An 18796-nucleotide genomic window follows, 5' to 3' on the forward strand; every position below is an offset into this window, starting at 1 on the left:
GCCGCCGGCCCGTTCGTCGCGATGCCGTTACAGGTTCGGCGACAGCGCGAGCGCGTTCGTCAGGTCGCCCATCGGCTGGCCGCCGTTCGCCTTCAGCGCGTCGTCGCGCTGCTGCAGGCCCGCGAGGCGCGGCAGCGAGAAGCGGCGCGTGATGAAGCGCAGGATCGACGCGGTGTCGTACTGCGTGTGGTCGACGAAACCCTTCTTCGAGAACGGCGACACGATCAGCGCCGGAATACGCGTGCCCGGGCCCCAGCGATCGCCCTTCGGCGGCGACACGTGATCCCAGAAGCCGCCGTTTTCGTCGTACGTGACGACCACGACCATGTTCTTCCACTGCGGGCTTGCCTGCAGGTGGGCGATCAGGTTCGCGATGTGCTGGTCGCCGCTCGACACGTCCGTGTAGCCCGCGTGTTCGTTCAGGTTGCCCTGCGGCTTGTAGAACGCGACTTGCGGCAGCGTGCCCGCGTCGATCGCCTTGATGAACTCGCTGCCGTCGGTGCCGCCGTCGAGCAAGTGCTGCGCGCGGCTCGTGCTGCCCGGCGCCTGATTCGCGTAGTAGTTGAACGGCTGGTGGTGCGGCTGGAAGTTCGGCGCCGTCATGTTCGGGCCGTAGATCACGTTGGCCGTGCCGCTTTGCGCGGCCTGCAGTGCCTGGTTCCATGCACCGCCGTACCATGCCCACGACACGCCGGCGTTGGTCATCAGGTCACCGATGTTCTGCTGCGACTGCGGCGGCAGCGTCGACGCGGCCGACGGATCGGCGAGGTTCGGATCGCCGCCGGAAGCCGCCTTGTTGCCGCTCGGCTGATACGGCGGCTGCATCGTGTTGATCGCGTAGAAGTCCGGCGTCAGGTTGCCCGAGTTCACGAACTTCGGAATGCCGTCGAGTGCGGACGCCGGCGAGTTGGTCGCGAGCTGCAGCGACTTGCCGTTGGCGGCGACGGCCGAGATCGACCCCGCGGCCGGGCTCTTGTCCGCATTCGCGTAGAACGGCGCGCAGGCGCAGATCAGGTACTGGTGGTTCAGGAACGAGCCGCCGAACGCGCCCATGAAGAAGTTGTCGGCCAGCGTGAACTGCTGCGCGATCTTCCACAGCGGCAGCTTCGTCGCGTCGGGCGTGTAGTGGCCCATCACGAGGCCGCCGGAGTCGGCCCAGGCGGCGAACATGTCGTTCTTGCCGCCGTTGATCTGCATCTGGTTCTCGTAGAAGCGGTGATACAGGTCGCGCGTCGTCACGCTCATCGGCGTGTTGAAGCCGCTCGGATCGTCGATCGCGAACGGTGCGTTCGGCAGGTTCGCCGTCATCGCTTCCGTCACGGCCGGCGTCACGCCCTTCGCGGTCAGGCCGCCCCAGACCTTCGGCAGCGTCGCGAGCGGCTGGCCGTTGCGGTCCTTCTGCTGCGCGCTGGCCGCGGTCACGTTCTGCAGACCGTTCGCGCCCGGGAAGTTGCCGTACAGGTTGTCGAAGCTGCGGTTTTCCGCGTAGATGACGACGACGTTCTTCACCGTCGACAGGCCCTGCTGCTGCACGTCGTCTCCGCCGCAGGCGGTGAGGGCGGCGGCCGCGGCTACGGCGATCGGTGTAAAGCGAATCCAGGCGTGGTTTTTCATCCGTTGTACTCTCTATCTCTCTCTTGTCGCGTGGGGAACCGGCGCATTCGTGTACCGCCGGTTCGCGAGGTGACCGTGGCATGTCCGGCTGCACGCATTTTGAGGGTGCGATTTGACAGGCGGGTGTAGGCGTCCTTTCGATTAGCTGTCGGCGAGGCGTCATGTAACGGTCATGCGGCTGACATAAACTCCGGCCGCTCATGAACCCACTTTCCGACGAATCGATGAAGCCTCGCCAACCGACAGCCGGCGCGTTCGCGCGTTCGTGGCTGCATCTCGCCGGCGCATTCGCGCTGGCCACCACGCTCGTCACCCTTGCCGGCTGTGACGGACAGCCCGGTGCCGGCACGCCGTCCGCGCAAGCCGCCAGCGCGGCGAGTGCGCCGGGCGCTGCGAGCCTGGTTGCGTCCGCAACGGTTGCCGCGAGCGGCGCCGTGGTCGCGACGAACCAGCCGCAGACGCGGGCACAAGTTTACGAAGGCGTGCGCCGGATGACGGCGCTCGGCAAGCAACTTTTCTTTGACCCTACGCTGTCAGGTTCCGGCAAGCTGGCGTGTGCGTCCTGCCACAGCCCCGATCACGCGTTCGGGCCGCCCAATGCGCTCGCCGTGCAGTTCGGCGGCGACGACATGAAGCGGCCGGGCTTTCGTGCGGTGCCGTCGCTGAAGTACCTGCAGGGCGTGCCGCAGTTCACCGAGCACTTCCACGATTCCGACGACGAAGGCGACGAGAGCGTCGACGCGGGCCCGACGGGCGGCCTCACGTGGGATGGTCGCGTCGATACGGGCGCCGAGCAGGCGCGCATTCCGCTCACGTCGCCGTTCGAGATGAACAGCTCGCCCGCGACGGTCGTGCAGGCCGTGAAGGCTGCGCCGTATGCGGACGAGTTCCGGGCGGTGTTCGGCGTGAAGGTGCTCGACGACGACGCGGCCACGTTCAAGGCCGTGTTGCGCGCGCTCGAAACGTTCGAGCAGACGCCCGAGCTGTTCTCGCCGTATACGAGCAAGTACGACGCGTATCTCGCGGGCCGTGCGCAGCTCACGCCGGCCGAGCTGCGCGGGCTGCAGCTGTTCAACGACGAGAAGAAGGGCAATTGCGCGAGCTGCCACATCAGCCAGCGCGCGCTCGACGGCACGCCGCCGCAGTTCAGCGATTTCGGGCTGATCGCGATCGCGGTGCCGCGCAACCGCGCGCTGCCCGTCAACCGCGACCCGCGCTTCTTCGATCTCGGCGCGTGCGGCCCCGAGCGCACCGACCTGAAGGGCCGCGACGAATTCTGCGGACTGTTCCGCACGCCGTCGCTGCGCAACGTCGCGCTGCGCAAGACCTTCTTCCACAATGGCGTGTATCACACGCTCGAGGACGTGATGCGCTTCTACGTCGAGCGCGACATCCACCCGGAGAAGTTCTACCCGGTCGTGCATGGCAAGGTGCAGATCTACGACGATCTGCCGAAGCGCTACTGGCCGAACATCAACCGCGAAGCGCCGTTCGACCGCAAGCGCGGCGAGCCGCCGGCGCTGAACGCGGCCGAGATCAAGGACGTGATCGCGTTCCTCGGCACGCTGACTGACGGATATCCGCAAACGGCCGCGCCGGCCGGGCACTAGACATTGCAGCACGCATGCTATGCTCGCTCGCTGACGGGCGCGGTGCGTGCCGGTTCGCCGGCCTGCACCGCGCCGTTCGACCGAACATCCAAGGAGAACAACATGTCGATGCGTGCATCCCTTTCCGTCGTCACGCGTGTGCTGGCCGGCGCCGCGTGCGCAGCCGCGATGCTGCCTGCCCATGCGCAGAACAACCTGAACTTCCTGAACGACACGCCGATCAGCTATTTCAGCAAGACCGACCGTGCGTCGCTTTCGAAGGCAGTCGTGCAGGCGCGCGACGAGGGCAAGGACGGCGAAGTCACGACGTGGCAGAGCAGCGGCCGCGGCACGCAGATCGACGCGAAGCTCACGCCGGCCACGACCGAGACGGATGGCAAGACCTGCCGCGAAATCACCACCGAAGTCACCGCGAAGGGCCAGACGATGACCCTCAAGCCCGTCTACTGCAAGACGGGCGCGGGCAAGTGGCAGCTGCAGAAGCGCTGAGCACGCGTGCGATGAAGCGGGGCGGCGCGCCGCGCACGGTGTCGTGCGGCGTCGTGATCCTCGACGCGGCGGGTCGCGTGTTCCTCGCGCACGCGACGGATACCACGCACTGGGATATCCCGAAGGGGCAGGGCGAGCCCGGCGAGACGCCGGCCGACGCCGCGCTGCGCGAACTGCTCGAGGAAACCGGCATCGAGTTCGCGCCCGCGCGGCTGCTCGATCTCGGCCGCTTCGCGTACCGGCACGACAAGGATCTGCACCTGTTCGCGGTGCAGGTGGCCGAAGGCGAGATCGATCCCGCGCAGTGCACGTGCACGTCGCTGTTCCCGAGCCGTCGCGACGGCTCGATGATTCCCGAGATGGATGCGTACCGCTGGACCGTGCTGGCCGACATCGACGCGTATGCGAGCCGCAGCCTCGCGCGGCTGTTTCGCACGAAGCTGTCGCTGGCGGACCTGCATCGGCGGTTGTCGGGCGGGTGAATGTTCCGCTTCGATGCACGCAATGAAAAACCGGCCCTTGGGCCGGTTTTTTCATGGTCGCGCGACGGCGGCTGTCGAAGCCGCCCGCCGCCGTGCGGAGCAGGCCGTCAGGCCGGCTTGCCCCAGCTGTCGCGCAGCCCGACGATCCGGTTGAACACCGGCTTGCCCGGCTTCGAATCGACCCGGTCGGCAACGAAGTAGCCGTGGCGCTCGAACTGCAGGCGCGTTTCCGGCGCGATGTCGCCGTTGCCCGGCTCGACGTACGCCTGCACGATCTTCTTCGAATCGGGGTTCAGCGCCTCGAGGAAGTTCGCGCCGCCCGCGTCCGGATGCGGCTCCTTGAACAGGCGGTCGTAGATCCGCACTTCGGCCGGCTGCGCATGCTTCGCGCTGACCCAGTGGATGTTGCCCTTGACCTTGTACGTGTTCGCGCCTTCCGTGCCCGACTTGCTGTCCGGGAAGTAGTTGCAGTGCACGGCCGTCACGTTGCCTTCGGCGTCCTTGTCGAAGCCCGTGCACTCGATCACGTAGCCGTAGCGCAGGCGCACCTTGTTGCCCGGGAACAGGCGGAAATAGCCCTTCGGCGGGTTTTCGACGAAATCCTCGCGCTCGATCCACAGCTCGCGCGAGATCGGGAACGTACGCACGCCGCGATCCGGGTGGTGCGGGTGCACGGGCGCCGTGCACGCTTCCTCGAGGTCTTCCGGATAATTGTCGATCACGAGCTTCAGCGGATCGAGCACCGCGACCGTACGCGCGGCCTTGTCGTCGAGGTCGTCGCGCAGCGCGCCTTCGAAGATGCTCATGTCGATCCACGAATCGATCTTCGTCACGCCGATCCGTTCGCAGAACAGGTGGATGCTCTCCGGCGTGAAGCCGCGGCGGCGCACGCCGACGATCGTCGGCATCCGCGGGTCGTCCCAGCCGTCGACGTGGCCTTCGGTGACGAGCTGCAGCAGCTTGCGCTTGCTGGTGATCGCGTACGTGAGGTTCAGGCGCGAGAATTCGATCTGTTGCGGCAGCGGGCGCGTGAACATGCCGGCTTCCGCGAGTTCGTTCAGCACCCAGTCGTACAGCGGGCGGTGATCCTCGAACTCGAGCGTGCACAGCGAATGCGTGATGCCTTCCAGTGCATCCGAGATGCAGTGCGTGTAGTCGTACATCGGATACACGCACCATGCGTCGCCGGTGCGGTAGTGGTGCGCGTAGCGGATCCGGTAGATCACCGGGTCGCGCATGTTCATGTTCGGCGAAGCCATGTCGATCTTCGCGCGCAGCACGTGCTCGCCTTCCTTGAACTCGCCGGCCTTCATGCGGCGGAACAGGTCGAGGTTTTCTTCCGGCGTGCGCCCGCGGAACGGCGACGGCTTGCCGCCTTCGGTGAGCGAGCCGCGGTTCGCGCGCATTTCATCGGCGCTCTGGCTGTCGACATACGCCTTGCCGCGCTTGATCAGCAGCTCGGCGAACTCGTACAGCTTGTCGTAGTAGTCGCTCGCGAAATACTGATGATCGACCGCGTCCTTGCGCCAGTCGAAGCCGAGCCAGCGCACCGCGTCGACGATCGAGTCGACGTACTCGACGCTTTCCTTTTCCGGGTTCGTGTCGTCGAAGCGCAGGTGGCACACGCCGCCGTAGTCGCGCGCGACGCTGAAGTTCAGGCAGATGCTCTTCGCATGGCCGATGTGCAGATAGCCGTTCGGCTCCGGCGGGAAGCGCGTCTCGACGCGGCCGCCCCATTTGCCGGTGCGGTTGTCGTCGTCGATGATGTTGCGGATGAAATTGGAAGCCGCGGGGGCGTCGTTGCGTTCGGTGCTCATGCGGTTGGCGTCAGGTTGTGTCGGCGCGTCGCGCCGGTTTAATCCTGTAATTCTACCTGACCGGGGTCCGTCCCGCGCGGGTTGCGGGTCCGGCACCCTGCGTTCGCAATGCGTAACGCAATATATCGAGTCTGTGTCGGCTGTAACACGACGTAAATCGGATTGCCCGCGCCGTTCGGGTTTTCCTATGATGGCTTTACCGATACAACGCCGCCAGTCGTATTTTTTTCCGGGCGGAAGGAAGCCAATAACCATGATGAAGAAGACCACTTTTCTCGTTCGTACCGCAGTGATCGTCGCGGCCCTGTCGCAACTCGGCGCATGCGCGATGACGCATACGCAACGTAATGCCGGTATCGGCGCGGCCGCGGGCGGCGCGCTCGGCTACCTGATCACGGGTGGCCCGGTCGGCACGGTCGCCGGTGCGGCGGCAGGCGGCCTGGTCGGCGCCGGCGTACGCTGATCCAGGCCGGCGGATGCCCGCGACGCGGGCGCCGCTGAACGCCGGCCGGTCGTGACGCCGGTCTGAACGCGTCACGGCCCGCATGAATTTCACGCACATCCCCGGATTTTGACAGGCAGCATCAGGGAGAGGAGGGTGTGCGACACTTCGTCGACGCCACATCACGATTCCATTCGTCGACGAACCCTCCATGAGCGACCCCTTCGTTTTCGTCCTGCCGGGCTACGGCAATTCCGGCCCGCTTCACTGGCAAAGCCGCTGGGAGCGCGCCGATGCGCGCTTTTCGCGTGTCTCGATGCCCGACTGGGACCGCGCGTTCCGCAACGGCTGGTGTCTCGCGCTCGACCGCGCGGTCGAAGCCGCGCGCGGGCCGGTACTGATTGCCGGCCACAGCCTCGGCACGCTGACCGCCGCATGGTGGGCGACGCGCTATGCGCGCCCGGCCGCGCTCGCGAAAGTGCGCGGCGCGCTGCTCGTCGCGTTGCCCGATCCCGCCGGGCCGGCGTTTCCGGCCGGCGCGCACGGTTTCGGCCCGGTGCCGCACGAGCGGCTGCCGTTTCCGACCTGCGTCGTCGCGAGCAGCGACGATCCGTACGGTTCGCTCGCGTTCGCGCGCGGCTGCGCGCACGCGTGGGGCAGTGAATTCCGTGAAATCGGCCCGCGCGGCCACATCAACGCGGACAGCGGGCTCGGCGACTGGCCGGCCGCGCGCGGCTGGCTCGACGCGCTCGCGCGGTAGGCGGGCCGTCCGCCACCGCGCGAGCCTGGCACGTCAGATCGCCTGCTTCGCCTTCAGCGCGGCAATCTGCGCGTCGTCGTAGCCGAGCATGTCGCGCAGCACGTCGCCGGTCTGCGCGCCGAGCAGCGGCGGGGCCGTGCGCGCGTCCGGCGGCGTCGCGCTCATCCGGATCGGGTTGCGCACGAGCTTCACGTCGGCGCCGCACGGGTGCGGCAGCGACACCTGCATCCCGCGCGCGATCACCTGCTCGTTGTCGAACACTTCGTCGAGATCGTTGATCGGCCCGCACGGCACGCCGGCCGCTTCGAGCACGGCGATCCAGTCGGCCTTGCCGCGCGTCTTCACCATCTCCGCGAGGATCGGCACCAGCGTGTCGCGATGGCGCACGCGCGACGGGTTCGTCGCGAAGCGCTCGTCGTCGGCCAGTTCGGGCCGGCCGCCGGCCTCGACGAACTTGCGGAACTGCCCGTCGTTGCCGACCGCGACGATGATCCAGCCGTCGCTCGTCTGGAACGTCTGGTACGGCACGATGTTCGGATGCGCGTTGCCCCAGCGCACCGGCGGGTTGCCGCTCGCGAGGAAGTTGGTGTTCATGTTCGCGAGCAGCGCGACCTGAACGTCGAGCAGCGCCATGTCGATGTACTGGCCTTCGCCGGTCCGGTCGCGGTGCGCGAGCGCGGCGAGCACGGCGATCGTCGAATAGAGGCCGGTCGCGAGATCGGCGATCGCGACGCCTGCCTTCTGCGGGCCGCCGCCCGGCTCGCCGTCGCGCTCGCCGGTGATGCTCATGAAGCCGCCGATTCCCTGCACGATGAAGTCGTAGCCCGCGCGGTGCGCGTACGGGCCCGTCTGGCCGAAGCCGGTGACCGAGCAGTAGACGAGATCTGGCTTCACCGTGCGCAGCGAGTCGTAATCGAGCCCGTATTTCTTCAACTGGCCGACCTTGTAGTTCTCGAGCACGACGTCGCTTTGCGCGGCGAGTTCGCGCACGATCTGCTGGCCCTCGGGCGTCGCGATGTCGATCGTCACCGAGCGCTTGTTGCGGTTCGCCGCGAGATAGTAGGCGGCCTCGGCGGTATCCGCGCCGTCCGCGTCCTTCAGGTACGGCGGCCCCCAGTGGCGCGTGTCGTCGCCGGCGCCCGGGCGCTCGACCTTGATCACGTCCGCACCGAAATCGGCAAGCGTCTGCGCGCACCACGGGCCCGCGAGCACGCGGGTGAGGTCCAGCACGCGGATATGGCTCAGGGCACCCATCGTCGAATCGTCTCCTTTCATGGCTGGCCTGCCTTGTCGGGCAGGGCCGATTGGCATGCCGAGCATCTTAAGGCGAATCGGCCATCCGGGTGGCCCAGCCGGGCCGTCCGGATGGCCGAGCCGCTTTGCCGGCGCTTTGCCCGGAAGCCGGCCCCGATCCCGTATAATCGATCGTTTCCGAATCCATGCCGTCGAGCGCCCACCAAGGGCGCCGGCGTTTGAAGCCGTCTTTGCCAGACTGTCCCCGCACGCCATGAAAGCTGCCGAAATCCGCGAGAAATTCCTCAAATTCTTCGAATCGAAGGGCCACACGATCGTCCGCTCGTCGAGCCTCGTGCCAGGTAACGACCCCACGCTGATGTTCACGAACTCGGGCATGGTCCAGTTCAAGGACGTCTTCCTCGGCACGGACCCGCGCCCGTACTCGCGCGCCACGACGGCGCAGCGCAGCGTGCGCGCGGGCGGCAAGCACAACGACCTCGAGAACGTCGGCTACACGGCGCGCCACCACACGTTCTTCGAGATGCTCGGCAACTTCTCGTTCGGCGACTACTTCAAGCACGACGCGATCAAGTTCGCGTGGGAGCTGCTGACCACGGTCTACCAGCTGCCGAAGGACAAGCTGTGGGTCACCGTCTACCAGGAAGACGACGAGGCATACGACATCTGGGCGAAGGAAGTCGGCGTGCCGACCGAGCGCATCATCCGCATCGGCGACAACAAGGGCGCGCGCTACGCGTCGGACAACTTCTGGACGATGGGCGACACCGGCCCGTGCGGCCCGTGTACCGAAATCTTCTACGACCACGGCCCGGACGTGTGGGGCGGCCCGCCGGGATCGCCCGAAGAAGACGGCGACCGCTACATCGAGATCTGGAACCTCGTGTTCATGCAGTTCAACCGCGACGCGCAGGGCAACATGACGCGCCTGCCGAAGCAGTCGGTCGACACCGGCATGGGCCTCGAGCGCCTCGCCGCGGTACTGCAGCACGTGCACAGCAACTACGAGATCGACCTGTTCCAGAACCTGATCAAGGCCGCCGCGCGCGTGACCGAGATCAGCGACCTCACGAACAACTCGCTGAAGGTGATCGCCGATCACATCCGCGCATGCTCGTTCCTGATCGTCGACGGCGTGATTCCCGGCAACGAAGGCCGCGGCTACGTGCTGCGCCGGATCGTGCGCCGCGCGATCCGCCACGGCTACAAGCTCGGCCGCAAGGGGTCGTTCTTCCACAAGCTGGTGGCCGACCTCGTCGCCGAGATGGGCGTCGCGTATCCGGAGCTGAAGGAAGCCGAACAACGCGTGACCGACGTGCTGCGCCAGGAAGAAGAGCGCTTCTTCGAGACGATCGAGCACGGGATGTCGATCCTCGAAGGCGCGCTGGCCGACGTCGAGGCGAAGGGCGGCAAGGTGCTCGACGGCGAACTCGCGTTCAAGCTGCACGACACGTACGGCTTCCCGCTCGACCTCACGGCCGACGTGTGCCGCGAGCGCGGGATGACGGTCGACGAGCCGGCATTCGACGACGCGATGGCGCGTCAGCGCGAGCAGGCGCGCGCGGCCGGCAAGTTCAAGGCCGCACAGGGCCTCGAATACACGGGCGCGAAGACCACCTTCCACGGTTACGAGGAAATCGCGTTCGACGACGCGAAGGTCGTCGCGCTGTACGTCGACGGCTCGTCGGTCAACGAGGTGAAGACCGGCCAGGATGCGGTCGTCGTGCTCGACCACACGCCGTTCTACGCGGAATCGGGCGGCCAGGTCGGCGACCAGGGCGTGCTCGCGAACGCCGCGACGCGCTTCGCGGTGGCCGACACGCTGAAGGTGCAGGCCGACGTGATCGGCCATCACGGCACGCTGGAGCAGGGCGCGCTGAAGGTCGGCGACGTGCTGCGCGCGGAAATCGACGCGCATCGCCGCGCCCGCACGCAGCGCAACCACTCGGCCACCCACCTGATGCACAAGGCGCTGCGCGAAGTGCTCGGCGCGCACGTGCAGCAGAAGGGGTCGCTGGTTGACGCGGAGAAGACCCGCTTCGACTTCGCGCACAACGCACCGATGACCGACGACGAAATCCGTCGTGTCGAGCAGATCGTCAACAACGAGATCCTGGCCAACGCGCCGGGCATCGTGCGCGTGATGCCGTACGACGAAGCGGTGAAGGGCGGCGCGATGGCGCTGTTCGGCGAGAAATACGGCGACGAAGTGCGCGTGCTCGACCTCGGCTTTTCGCGTGAACTGTGCGGCGGCACGCACGTGCATCGCAGCGGCGACATCGGCTTCTTCAAGATCGTCGTCGAAGGCGGCGTCGCGGCCGGCATCCGCCGCGTCGAGGCGATCACCGGCGACAACGCGGTGCGCTACGTGCAGGAACTCGACGCGCGCGTGAACGAAGCGGCGGCCGCGCTGAAGGCGCAGCCGTCGGAACTCACGCAGCGCATCGCGCAGGTGCAGGACCAGGTGAAGTCGCTCGAGAAGGAGCTGGGCGCGCTGAAGTCGAAGCTCGCCTCGAGCCAGGGCGACGAGCTCGCACAGCAGGCAGTCGAAGTGGCCGGCGTGTACGTGCTGGCCGCGACGCTCGACGGCGCCGACGCGAAGACGCTGCGCGAAACGGTCGACAAGCTGAAGGACAAGCTGAAGAGCGCGGCGATCGTGCTGGCGGCCGTCGAAGGCGGCAAGGTCAGCCTGATCGCGGGCGTCACGCCGGATGCGAGCAAGAAGGTCAAGGCCGGCGAGCTCGTGAACTTCGTCGCGCAGCAGGTCGGCGGCAAGGGCGGCGGCCGTCCGGACATGGCGCAGGCAGGCGGCACCGAGCCTGCAAACCTGCCGGGCGCGCTGGCTGGCGTGAAGGGCTGGGTCGAAGAGCGGCTCTGATCGTGACGCGATCGATGCGATGCCGTGTCACTGACGGCATCGCCTGAATGGAAAAACGACCCGATCGGCAGGCGCCGGTCGGGTCGTTTTGTTTGTGCGCGTCGATCGGTGCGGCGACGCGCGAACACGGGTCAGGCCGTCACGGTCACCGGCGGCTTCGTCGCGTCGCCAGGCGGCCGCGCGGCTTCCGTGAGCGCATCGCGCAGCGCGGCGAGCGCCGCCGACGCGTAGCCCTGTCGCCACGCGAGCAGTGTGTCGATGCCTTCGAGGTCGGGGATCGTGTGCGCGGTGATGTTGCCGGTCTCGGGTTGCAGATCGAGCACTGAACGCGGCGCGACCGCGATGCCCGCGCCGGCCGCGACGCACGCGACGATCGCGTGATACGAGCCGAGTTCGAGCACGCGCGCCGGCTTCACGCCGTGTGCCGCATACCACTGTTCGACGTACTTGCGATACGTGCAGCCGCGCTCGAACGCGATCAGCGTCGGCAGGATCACGTCGCGCGGCGTGCGCACCGGCGGATGGCCGCGCGGCGTCAGCAACACGAGGTTCTCGCGGAAGATCGGCACCGTCTCGAACGTGTCGGGCAGTGACGCCGGCTCGGGCGGGCGCGCGAACAGCGCGGCGTCGATCTCGAAGTCGCGCACCCGGTCGATCAGCCAGCCCGTCGTGCCGGTCAGCAGTTCGAGCGATACGTCGGGCCACGCGTGGTGATAGTGCGCAAGTATGGTCGGCAGCCGGCTGGCCGCCGTGCTTTCCATCGTGCCGAGCCGCAGGCGGCCACGCGGTGTGTCTTCGCGCACCGCGTCGCGCGCTTCGTCGGCGAGCGCGAGCAGGCGCTCTGCGTACGGCAGCAGCGTGTGGCCGGCCGGCGTCAGCACGAGCCGGCGGCCGTCGCGCACGAACAGTGCCGCGCCGAGTTCTTCCTCCAGCTGCTTGATGCGCGTCGTGACGTTCGACTGCACGCGATTGAGCTTGGCCGCCGCACGCGTCACGCCGTTCTCGCGCACGACCGCCCGGAATATCGCCAGCGCGGCCAGATCCATGATTCTCTCCAGAGGATGAGTCGATTCTCAATTATTCATTTTTCGAGAACGTTTGGTCAAGCTACGATGCAAACATTCCGATTTCCGATCCGGCCGGCGCGCTGAGTGCCGGCCGCTGCCGCCATGTCCCGCTTCGATGTCCCGACCGCCGCTGCCGGCGTGCTTTCGTCCGATCAGGCCGACCGCCGTGCCCGCGCGGCCGCGCTGGCCTGCATGATCGGCCTCGCCGTCGTACTCGGCGTCGGCCGCTTCGCGTTCACGCCGCTGTTGCCGCTGATGCTTGCGGACGGCTCGATCGGCCTGAAGGCCGGCAGCTGGCTCGCGTCGGCGAACTATGCGGGCTACTTCGCCGGCGCGGTCAGTTGCGCGGCGGTGCGCGTCGCGCCCGCGCGGATGGTGCGCTTCGGGCTCGCGGCCACCGTGCTGCTGACCGCCGCGATGGGCGTCGGCCACCTGCTGCCGGTGTGGCTCGCGGTGCGGTTCGTCGCGGGCGTCGTCAGTGCGTGGACGTTCGTGTTCGTGTCGCAATGGGGCTTGCGGCGCCTGGCCGAGCTGTATGCGCCGGAGTGGAGCGGGGTGATCTACGCGGGGCCGGGCGTCGGCATCGTCGTGACGGGGCTGCTCGGCAGTGCGCTGGCCGGCCAGCGCGCGGCGGCGGGCTGGCTGGGTTTCGCGGCGCTGTCGGCGGTGCTGTCGGTCGCGATCTGGCGCACGTTCGGCACGACGCGGGCGAACGCGGCCCCGCCGGCTGCCGCCGCGCCGCATGCGGCCGCCGGCGCGACGGCCGCTTCGACGGGCCCTTCAACGCCACCTGCCGCCGGCATGCGAAACCATCGCGCGGACGCCGCATGGCTCGTCGGGCTGTACGGCGCACCGGGCTTCGGTTACATCATCACCGCGACGTTCCTGCCGGTGATCGCGCGCGCCGCACTGCCGGCCGGTTCGCCGTGGCCCGACCTGTTCTGGCCGATGTTCGGCGCGGCGCTGATCGTCGGCGCGATCACCGCCGCGCGGCTGCCCGGGCACTGGGACAACCGGTTGTTGTTGGCGGCTGGTTGCGCGACGCAGGCGCTCGGCATCGCTGCCGGAATCGTGTGGCCGAATGCGGCCGGCTTTTCGGTCGGCAGCGCGCTGCTCGGCCTGCCGTTCACCGCGATCACGCTGTTCGCGATGCGCGAGGCGCGGCGCCTGCACGGCGAGCGCGCGGCCGGGCTGATGGGTTATGCGACCGCCTCGTACGGTGTCGGGCAGATACTCGGGCCGCTCGTCGCAGCGCCGCTGGCCGCGCATTCCGGGTCGTTTACGCCCGCGCTGTGGGTCGCGGTGGCCGCGTTGCTGACCGGCGCGGCCGGCTTCGCGGCCACCGCCGCACGCGGGCGCCGGCAATTCTGACGCCGGCGGGGCCGGATCGTCTGCGGCGCGGGCAAACTCGCTAGAATGAAGCCTTTCCCGCGCCGAGCGGGTGCGCGGGCAGCCGGCTGGCGGCCGTCCGGCGCTCGCCAGATCCCCATCGATGACCACCGCCGACTACCGCTTTTGCCCGCGCTGCGCGAGCCCGCTGACCGAGCGCGCCGATCCCGAACATGAAGGCGGCCGCATTCGCCAGGCATGTCCCGACGACACCTGCGGCTATGTGCACTGGAACAACCCGCTGCCCGTCGTCGCGGCGATCGTCGAGCTCGACGGCAAGATCCTGCTCGCACGCAACGCGGCCTGGCCCGAAGGGATGTTCGCGCTGATCACCGGTTTCCTCGAAAACGGCGAAACGCCCGAGGACGGCATCGCGCGCGAGGTGTTCGAGGAAACCGCGCTGAAGGCCGAGCACGTGTCGCTCGTCGGCGTGTACGAATTCATCCGCAAGAACGAGCTGATCATCGCGTACCACGTGCGTGCGTCGGGCTCGGTGTCGCTGTCGCCGGAATTGCTCGAATACAAGCTCGTCGATCCGCCGTTGCTGCGCCCGTGGCGTGCCGGGACGGGTATCGCGCTCGCCGACTGGATGCGCGCGCGCGGCCTCGATTTCGAGTTCGTCGACCGGCCGGGCCAGTGACGGGCCGGCCTGCCCGCAAGGTTTCATCCGCCGCACCGCGAGCGATCGCGGCACGGCGGCGCGTTTCCCGCCGCCGTGCCGCGCCTTACGGCCGCCGCGCGTCGTCCTCATCGCTCCCATCGTCCTGACCGCCATCGCCATGTCCGACAAGCCGCAGCCGCGTCCGCGCGACGCCTATCGCAACTTCCTGCCGATCACGACCCGCTGGATGGACAACGACGTCTACGGGCACGTGAACAACGTCGTCTACTACAGCTACTTCGACACGGTCGTGAACGCGTACCTGATCCGCGCGGGCGTACTCGATGTCGAGCACGGGCAGACGATCGGGCTGGTGGTCGAGACGCAGTGCAACTATTTCGCGCCGCTCGTGTTCCCGCAGTCGGTCGACGCGGGGCTGCGCGTCGTGAAGCTCGGCACGTCGAGCGTGCGCTACGAGGTCGGGCTGTTCGCGCAAGGCGATGCGTCGCCCGCCGCGCAAGGGCATTTCGTGCACGTGTACGTCGATCGCGCGACGCGCCGCCCCGTGCCGCTGCCCGATGCGTTGCGCGCCGCGCTCGAGCCGCTCACGGTCTGACGGCTCGCGGTGCACGCGTTCGCGCTCCAGGCCTTCAACGGCCTCAGCTACGGCTTGCTGCTGTTCATGCTGTCGGCCGGCCTCACGCTGATCTTCAGCGTGCAGGGCGTGCTGAACTTCGCGCATGCGAGCTTCTACATGCTCGGCGCGTATGTCGGTTACAGCATCGCAGCCCACGCGGGCTTCTGGCCCGCGCTCGTGCTCGCGCCGCTCGCGGTCGGGCTGCTCGGCGCCGGCTGCGAACGCGCGCTGCTGCGCCGCGTGCAGGCGCGCGGTCATACGAGCGAGCTGCTGCTGACCTTCGGTCTCGCGTACCTGATCGGCGAGGGCGCGAAGCTCGTCTGGGGCCTCGCGCCGCTGCCGGCGCCCGTGCCGCGGTTGTTCGACGGCGCACCCGTGACCGTCTTCGGCCTCGCATTGCCGCGTTACCGGCTGTTCATGATGGCGATGTCCGCGACGATGCTGGTCGCGCTCGGCGCGCTGCTGCGCGTGTCGCGCATCGGGCTCGTCGTGCGTGCGTCGCTCACGCATCGCTCGGCCGTCGAGGCGCTCGGCTACGACGTGCCGCGCGTGATGACGGCGTTGTTCGGCGCGGGCACCGCGCTCGCCGCGCTGGCCGGGGTGATCGGCGCGCCGCTCGCGGTGATCGAACCCGCGCTGGCCGAGACCGTCGGGTCGGTCGTGTTCGCGGTCGTCGTGATCGGCGGGCTCGGCTCGCTCGGCGGCGCGTTCGTCGCGTCGCTCGCGGTCGGTTTCGCGCAGACCTTCGCGGCCGCGAGCGACACGTCGCTGCGCGACCTCGCGCAATGGGCCGGCATCGCGCTGCCTGACAGCGTGGCCGCGGTGTCGATCGCGCAACTCGCGCCGCTGGTACCGTACCTGCTGCTCGTCGCGGTGCTGGTCGCGCGGCCGCGCGGACTGTTCGGAGAACGTGCCGATGCGTAGCCGCATGCTGGCCGGATGCGTGCGCTGGGCGCTGTTCGCCGCGTGCTTCGCGCTGCCCGCGTGGCTGTGGCCGCATGGCGCGGTGCTCGGCTATCTCGCGCAGACGGCCGCGCTCGTCGTGCTCGCGCTGTCGTACAACCTGCAGCTCGGCACGACCGGGCTGCTGTCGTTCGGTCACGCGGCGTTCGCGGGCCTCGGCGCGTTCGCGGCCGCGCACTGGTTCAACCATCTGGGCGGCCCGTTGCCGCTGCTGCCGCTCGTCGGCGGTGTGGCCGGCGCGGGATTCGGGTTCGTCGCGGGGCTGCTCGCGACGCGCCGTTCCGGCACCGCGTTCGCGATGATCACGCTCGGGCTCGGCGAATGCGTCGCGGCGGCCGCGTGGAGCGTACCGGCGTGGTTCGGCGGTCTCGGCGGCGTGCCGATCGACCGCGCGAGCGGCACGCCGTGGGGCAACTGGCATTTCGGCGCGCCGGCGCACGCGTATGCGGTGATCGCCGCGTGGTGCGTCGTGTCGGCGTGGGCCATGCACGCGCTGACGCGCACGCCGCTCGCGCGGCTCGCGAACGCGGTGCGCGACAACCCGGCACGCGTCGCCGCGCTCGGCACCGATCCGCGCCGCGTGCGGCTTGCGATGGTCACGTGCGCATCGTTCTTCGCGGGCATCGCCGGCACGCTGACGTTGATCGACATCGAGATCGCGACGCCCGACAGCGTGTCGATGGCGCGCTCGGCAACCGTGCTGATCGCCGCGGTGATTGGCGGCACCGGCGCGTTCTTCGGGCCGGCCGCCGGCGCGGCGGTGCTGACCGCGCTGAGCATCGGCGTCGCGGGCGTGTCGCGGGCGTGGGCGCTGTATCTCGGCGTGCTGTTCGTCGCGATCGTCGTGGCCGCGCCGCGCGGGCTCGCGGGCATCGCGCAGGCGCTCGCGCGGGCGATGCGGCGCGATGCCCCGGCGCCCGAGCGGTGGCGGATGCTGTGCGCGGTCGGCGCGTGCGTGTTCTGGGCCGTCGCGATCGTCTGCGCGGCCGAACTCGGCTATGCGTGGCGCTTCGCGCAGGACGACGGCACGGGCCTCGCATTCGGCGCATGGGGCATCGACGCCGATACGCCGGCCGGCTGGGCCGTCGCGTGCTCGGCGGCCGGCATCGGCACGCTGCTGTGGGGCTGGCGCGCCCGGTTCGTGCAGGGCGGGCAGGCCGGCAAGCGGGAGGATGCGCGATGAACGGCAACGCGATCGCGCTGCATGGCGTCGTGCAGCGCTTCGGCGCGCAGACCGTGCTCGACGGTGTCGAGCTGAGCATCGCGGCCGGCGAGCGTCATGCGCTGATCGGGCCGAACGGCGCGGGCAAGTCGACGCTGTTCGGCGTGATTGCGGGGGCGACGCGGCCGACGCGCGGGCGTGTCGTGCTGCATGGCGTCGAGCTGCGCGGACGCGGGCCGGTCGTCGCGAGCCGCCTCGGCATCGGCCGCAGTTTCCAGCAGACCAGCGCGTTCGCGCGGCTGACGGTATTCGACAACCTGCGTTGCGCGGCGCTGCATGCGCCGGCCGAACGGCGGCGCTGGTGGAACCGGCTGCGCGAATCGGCGTCGGTCGATCTCGCGGCCGCGCGCGTGCTGCACGACATCGGTCTCGACGCGCGGCGCGACACGCCGGCCGCCGAACTGAGCTATGCGGAACAGCGCGCGCTCGATCTCGGGATCGCGCTCGCGAGCGGCGCGCGCACGCTGTTGCTCGACGAGCCCACGGCCGGCATGAGCCGCGCGCAGGCGGCGCGGATGATCGCGCTGATCCGCGCGACGACGCAGGGTCGCACGGTGCTGATGATCGAGCACGACATGGACGCGGTGTTCGGCTTCGCGGAACGCATCACGGTGCTCGTGCGCGGCACGGTGGTCGCGACCGGTGCGCCCGATGCGATCCGTGCCGATCCGCGCGTGCGGGCCGCGTATCTGGGCGAGGGCCGCGCATGAGCGCGCTGCTCGACATTCGCGGCCTGCGTGCGTGGTACGGATTGCAGCCCGTCCTCGACGGTGTCGATCTCGCGCTCGCGCCGGGCGAGACGCTCGCGCTGCTCGGCCGCAACGGCTCGGGGCGTTCGACGCTCGCGAAGGCCGTGATGGGGCTCGTGCGCACGGCCGGCTCGGTGCGCATCGCCGGTGCGGAATGCGCGGGCGCGAGGACGTTCGAGATCGCGCGGCACGGCGTTGCTTACGTGGCCGAAAGCCGCGACGTGTTCCCGCTGCTGACGGTCCGTGACAACCTGCGGCTCGGGTTGCGCGGCGCTAGCGGCCTGGCCGAACGCGCGGCGCTCGACCGCCTGTTCGACCGCTTTCCGCTGCTGGCCGCGCGCGCGGACGTGAAAGCCGGGCGGTTGTCGGGCGGCGAGCAGCAGGTGCTCGCGCTGGTGCGCGCCCTGGCCGGCAGCCCGCGCGTGCTGATCGTCGACGAGCCGGCCGAAGGGCTCGCGCCGCTCGCGGTCGACGAAGTCGGCGCGTGCCTCGCCGCGTTGCAGGCCGACGGTGTCGCGATCCTGCTGATCGAGCAGCGGCTGCAGTTCGCGCCGCGGCTCGCGCGGCGCGTCGCGGTGATGGGGCGCGGACGGATCGTCTACGACGGCGCGCTCGACGGCCTGGGCGGCGAAGTCGCCAATGCCTGGCTGAGCGCCGGGTGACGGCGCGCGACCGATTGTTCGGCAAACTCCGCCAGTCAATTCGCTTCGGGCCGCTTTATCGCTGCGGTGCCGCAAAGTAAATTTCCAGTCAGGCCGGTTGCCATGGCGCCGCATCAGCGCGGCAGCCGGCGCCAACCATCGAACGTCTTCTGACCGAGGA

Annotated in this window: 17 protein-coding genes; 13 read left to right on the top strand and 4 right to left on the bottom strand. The window is 69.1% G+C overall.

Annotated elements, in window-relative coordinates; all coding sequences use genetic code 11:
• Window positions 1–27: 27 nt before the first annotated feature.
• Complete coding sequence (locus ACWMMN_RS07160) at window positions 28–1614, bottom strand: acid phosphatase (RefSeq protein ID WP_486423152.1); 1587 nt, start codon at window positions 1612–1614, stop codon at window positions 28–30.
• Between the two features lie 224 nt (window positions 1615–1838).
• Between ACWMMN_RS07160 and ACWMMN_RS07165 the strand changes: the two genes are divergently transcribed.
• The 3 genes from ACWMMN_RS07165 to ACWMMN_RS07175 all read left to right on the top strand — a co-directional run bounded on the left by ACWMMN_RS07165 (window position 1839) and on the right by ACWMMN_RS07175 (window position 4195).
• On the top strand, window positions 1839–3224 hold the full coding sequence (locus tag ACWMMN_RS07165; RefSeq protein ID WP_486423153.1) for a cytochrome-c peroxidase: 1386 nt from the start codon (window positions 1839–1841) through the stop codon (window positions 3222–3224).
• A 102-nt stretch (window positions 3225–3326) separates the two neighbouring features.
• Complete coding sequence (locus tag ACWMMN_RS07170; protein ID WP_059236811.1) at window positions 3327–3713, top strand: hypothetical protein; 387 nt, start codon at window positions 3327–3329, stop codon at window positions 3711–3713.
• Between the two features lie 11 nt (window positions 3714–3724).
• Window positions 3725–4195, top strand: a complete 471-nt coding sequence (locus tag ACWMMN_RS07175) for an NUDIX hydrolase (protein WP_174994416.1) — start codon at window positions 3725–3727, stop codon at window positions 4193–4195.
• Between the two features lie 107 nt (window positions 4196–4302).
• Here ACWMMN_RS07175 and ACWMMN_RS07180 read toward each other — a convergent pair whose 3' ends face one another.
• The gene (locus ACWMMN_RS07180) at window positions 4303–6012 is read right to left on the bottom strand and encodes a glutamine--tRNA ligase/YqeY domain fusion protein (RefSeq protein ID WP_059234830.1); all 1710 of its coding nucleotides are present in this window, start codon (window positions 6010–6012) and stop codon (window positions 4303–4305) included.
• Window positions 6013–6265: 253 nt separating this feature from the next.
• Here ACWMMN_RS07180 and ACWMMN_RS07185 point away from each other — a divergent pair, with 253 nt between their 5' ends.
• A complete protein-coding gene (locus tag ACWMMN_RS07185) occupies window positions 6266–6475 on the top strand; it encodes an ornithine acetyltransferase (protein ID WP_006497729.1) in 210 nt (69 codons plus the stop codon).
• Between the two features lie 190 nt (window positions 6476–6665).
• Window positions 6666–7214 (top strand): RBBP9/YdeN family alpha/beta hydrolase, encoded by a 549-nt coding sequence (locus ACWMMN_RS07190; RefSeq protein ID WP_059234828.1) that lies wholly within the window; start codon window positions 6666–6668, stop codon window positions 7212–7214.
• 33 nt (window positions 7215–7247) lie between these two features.
• Here ACWMMN_RS07190 and ACWMMN_RS07195 read toward each other — a convergent pair whose 3' ends face one another.
• Window positions 7248–8468, bottom strand: a complete 1221-nt coding sequence (locus tag ACWMMN_RS07195; protein ID WP_340624035.1) for a CaiB/BaiF CoA transferase family protein — start codon at window positions 8466–8468, stop codon at window positions 7248–7250.
• A gap of 253 nt (window positions 8469–8721) precedes the next feature.
• Here ACWMMN_RS07195 and alaS point away from each other — a divergent pair, with 253 nt between their 5' ends.
• Window positions 8722–11346 (top strand): alanine--tRNA ligase, encoded by a 2625-nt coding sequence (gene alaS, locus ACWMMN_RS07200; protein ID WP_059234825.1) that lies wholly within the window; start codon window positions 8722–8724, stop codon window positions 11344–11346.
• Window positions 11347–11477: 131 nt separating this feature from the next.
• On the opposite strand, the gene ACWMMN_RS07205 is transcribed toward alaS, so the two are convergent.
• The gene (locus ACWMMN_RS07205) at window positions 11478–12392 is read right to left on the bottom strand and encodes a LysR family transcriptional regulator (RefSeq protein ID WP_486423154.1); all 915 of its coding nucleotides are present in this window, start codon (window positions 12390–12392) and stop codon (window positions 11478–11480) included.
• Window positions 12393–12515: 123 nt separating this feature from the next.
• On the opposite strand from ACWMMN_RS07205, the gene ACWMMN_RS07210 reads away from it, so the two are divergent.
• The 7 genes from ACWMMN_RS07210 (at window position 12516) to ACWMMN_RS07240 (ending at window position 18636) form a co-directional block, all read left to right on the top strand.
• A complete protein-coding gene (locus tag ACWMMN_RS07210) occupies window positions 12516–13784 on the top strand; it encodes a YbfB/YjiJ family MFS transporter (RefSeq protein WP_486423155.1) in 1269 nt (422 codons plus the stop codon).
• Between the two features lie 121 nt (window positions 13785–13905).
• Window positions 13906–14442 (top strand): NUDIX domain-containing protein, encoded by a 537-nt coding sequence (locus ACWMMN_RS07215; protein ID WP_059234819.1) that lies wholly within the window; start codon window positions 13906–13908, stop codon window positions 14440–14442.
• Between the two features lie 139 nt (window positions 14443–14581).
• Window positions 14582–15019, top strand: a complete 438-nt coding sequence (locus ACWMMN_RS07220) for an acyl-CoA thioesterase (protein ID WP_486423156.1) — start codon at window positions 14582–14584, stop codon at window positions 15017–15019.
• Window positions 15020–15028: 9 nt separating this feature from the next.
• On the top strand, window positions 15029–15964 hold the full coding sequence (locus ACWMMN_RS07225) for a branched-chain amino acid ABC transporter permease (RefSeq protein ID WP_174994408.1): 936 nt from the start codon (window positions 15029–15031) through the stop codon (window positions 15962–15964).
• The gene (locus ACWMMN_RS07230) at window positions 15957–17186 is read left to right on the top strand and encodes a branched-chain amino acid ABC transporter permease (protein WP_059234813.1); all 1230 of its coding nucleotides are present in this window, start codon (window positions 15957–15959) and stop codon (window positions 17184–17186) included. Before ACWMMN_RS07225 ends, ACWMMN_RS07230 begins: the two co-directional genes overlap by 8 nt.
• Complete coding sequence (locus ACWMMN_RS07235; protein ID WP_059234811.1) at window positions 17183–17935, top strand: ABC transporter ATP-binding protein; 753 nt, start codon at window positions 17183–17185, stop codon at window positions 17933–17935. Before ACWMMN_RS07230 ends, ACWMMN_RS07235 begins: the two co-directional genes overlap by 4 nt.
• Window positions 17932–18636 carry an ABC transporter ATP-binding protein gene (locus ACWMMN_RS07240; RefSeq protein WP_340624040.1) on the top strand — a complete coding sequence of 235 codons (705 nt, stop codon included), beginning with the start codon at window positions 17932–17934 and terminating at the stop codon, window positions 18634–18636. The genes ACWMMN_RS07235 and ACWMMN_RS07240 overlap by 4 nt, the downstream gene beginning before the upstream one ends.
• The last annotated feature ends 160 nt before the right edge of the window (window positions 18637–18796 follow it).

Source organism: Burkholderia cepacia complex sp. TUM26381 (assembly GCF_057439935.1).

What these genes read in the sequence shown, in the direction of transcription:
- ACWMMN_RS07195 (WP_340624035.1), bottom strand. Translation starts at nt 8,468, where the DNA reads ATGGGTGCCCTGAGCCATATCCGCGTGCTGGACCTCACCCGCGTGCTC.
- ACWMMN_RS07210 (WP_486423155.1), top strand. Translation starts at nt 12,516, where the DNA reads ATGTCCCGCTTCGATGTCCCGACCGCCGCTGCCGGCGTGCTTTCGTCC.
- ACWMMN_RS07205 (WP_486423154.1), bottom strand. Translation starts at nt 12,392, where the DNA reads ATGGATCTGGCCGCGCTGGCGATATTCCGGGCGGTCGTGCGCGAGAAC.
- ACWMMN_RS07220 (WP_486423156.1), top strand. Translation starts at nt 14,582, where the DNA reads ATGTCCGACAAGCCGCAGCCGCGTCCGCGCGACGCCTATCGCAACTTC.
- alaS (WP_059234825.1), top strand. Translation starts at nt 8,722, where the DNA reads ATGAAAGCTGCCGAAATCCGCGAGAAATTCCTCAAATTCTTCGAATCG.
- ACWMMN_RS07185 (WP_006497729.1), top strand. Translation starts at nt 6,266, where the DNA reads ATGATGAAGAAGACCACTTTTCTCGTTCGTACCGCAGTGATCGTCGCG.
- ACWMMN_RS07165 (WP_486423153.1), top strand. Translation starts at nt 1,839, where the DNA reads ATGAAGCCTCGCCAACCGACAGCCGGCGCGTTCGCGCGTTCGTGGCTG.
- ACWMMN_RS07160 (WP_486423152.1), bottom strand. Translation starts at nt 1,614, where the DNA reads ATGAAAAACCACGCCTGGATTCGCTTTACACCGATCGCCGTAGCCGCG.
- ACWMMN_RS07235 (WP_059234811.1), top strand. Translation starts at nt 17,183, where the DNA reads ATGAACGGCAACGCGATCGCGCTGCATGGCGTCGTGCAGCGCTTCGGC.
- ACWMMN_RS07230 (WP_059234813.1), top strand. Translation starts at nt 15,957, where the DNA reads ATGCGTAGCCGCATGCTGGCCGGATGCGTGCGCTGGGCGCTGTTCGCC.
- ACWMMN_RS07215 (WP_059234819.1), top strand. Translation starts at nt 13,906, where the DNA reads ATGACCACCGCCGACTACCGCTTTTGCCCGCGCTGCGCGAGCCCGCTG.
- ACWMMN_RS07240 (WP_340624040.1), top strand. Translation starts at nt 17,932, where the DNA reads ATGAGCGCGCTGCTCGACATTCGCGGCCTGCGTGCGTGGTACGGATTG.
- ACWMMN_RS07190 (WP_059234828.1), top strand. Translation starts at nt 6,666, where the DNA reads ATGAGCGACCCCTTCGTTTTCGTCCTGCCGGGCTACGGCAATTCCGGC.
- ACWMMN_RS07180 (WP_059234830.1), bottom strand. Translation starts at nt 6,012, where the DNA reads ATGAGCACCGAACGCAACGACGCCCCCGCGGCTTCCAATTTCATCCGC.
- ACWMMN_RS07170 (WP_059236811.1), top strand. Translation starts at nt 3,327, where the DNA reads ATGTCGATGCGTGCATCCCTTTCCGTCGTCACGCGTGTGCTGGCCGGC.
- ACWMMN_RS07175 (WP_174994416.1), top strand. Translation starts at nt 3,725, where the DNA reads ATGAAGCGGGGCGGCGCGCCGCGCACGGTGTCGTGCGGCGTCGTGATC.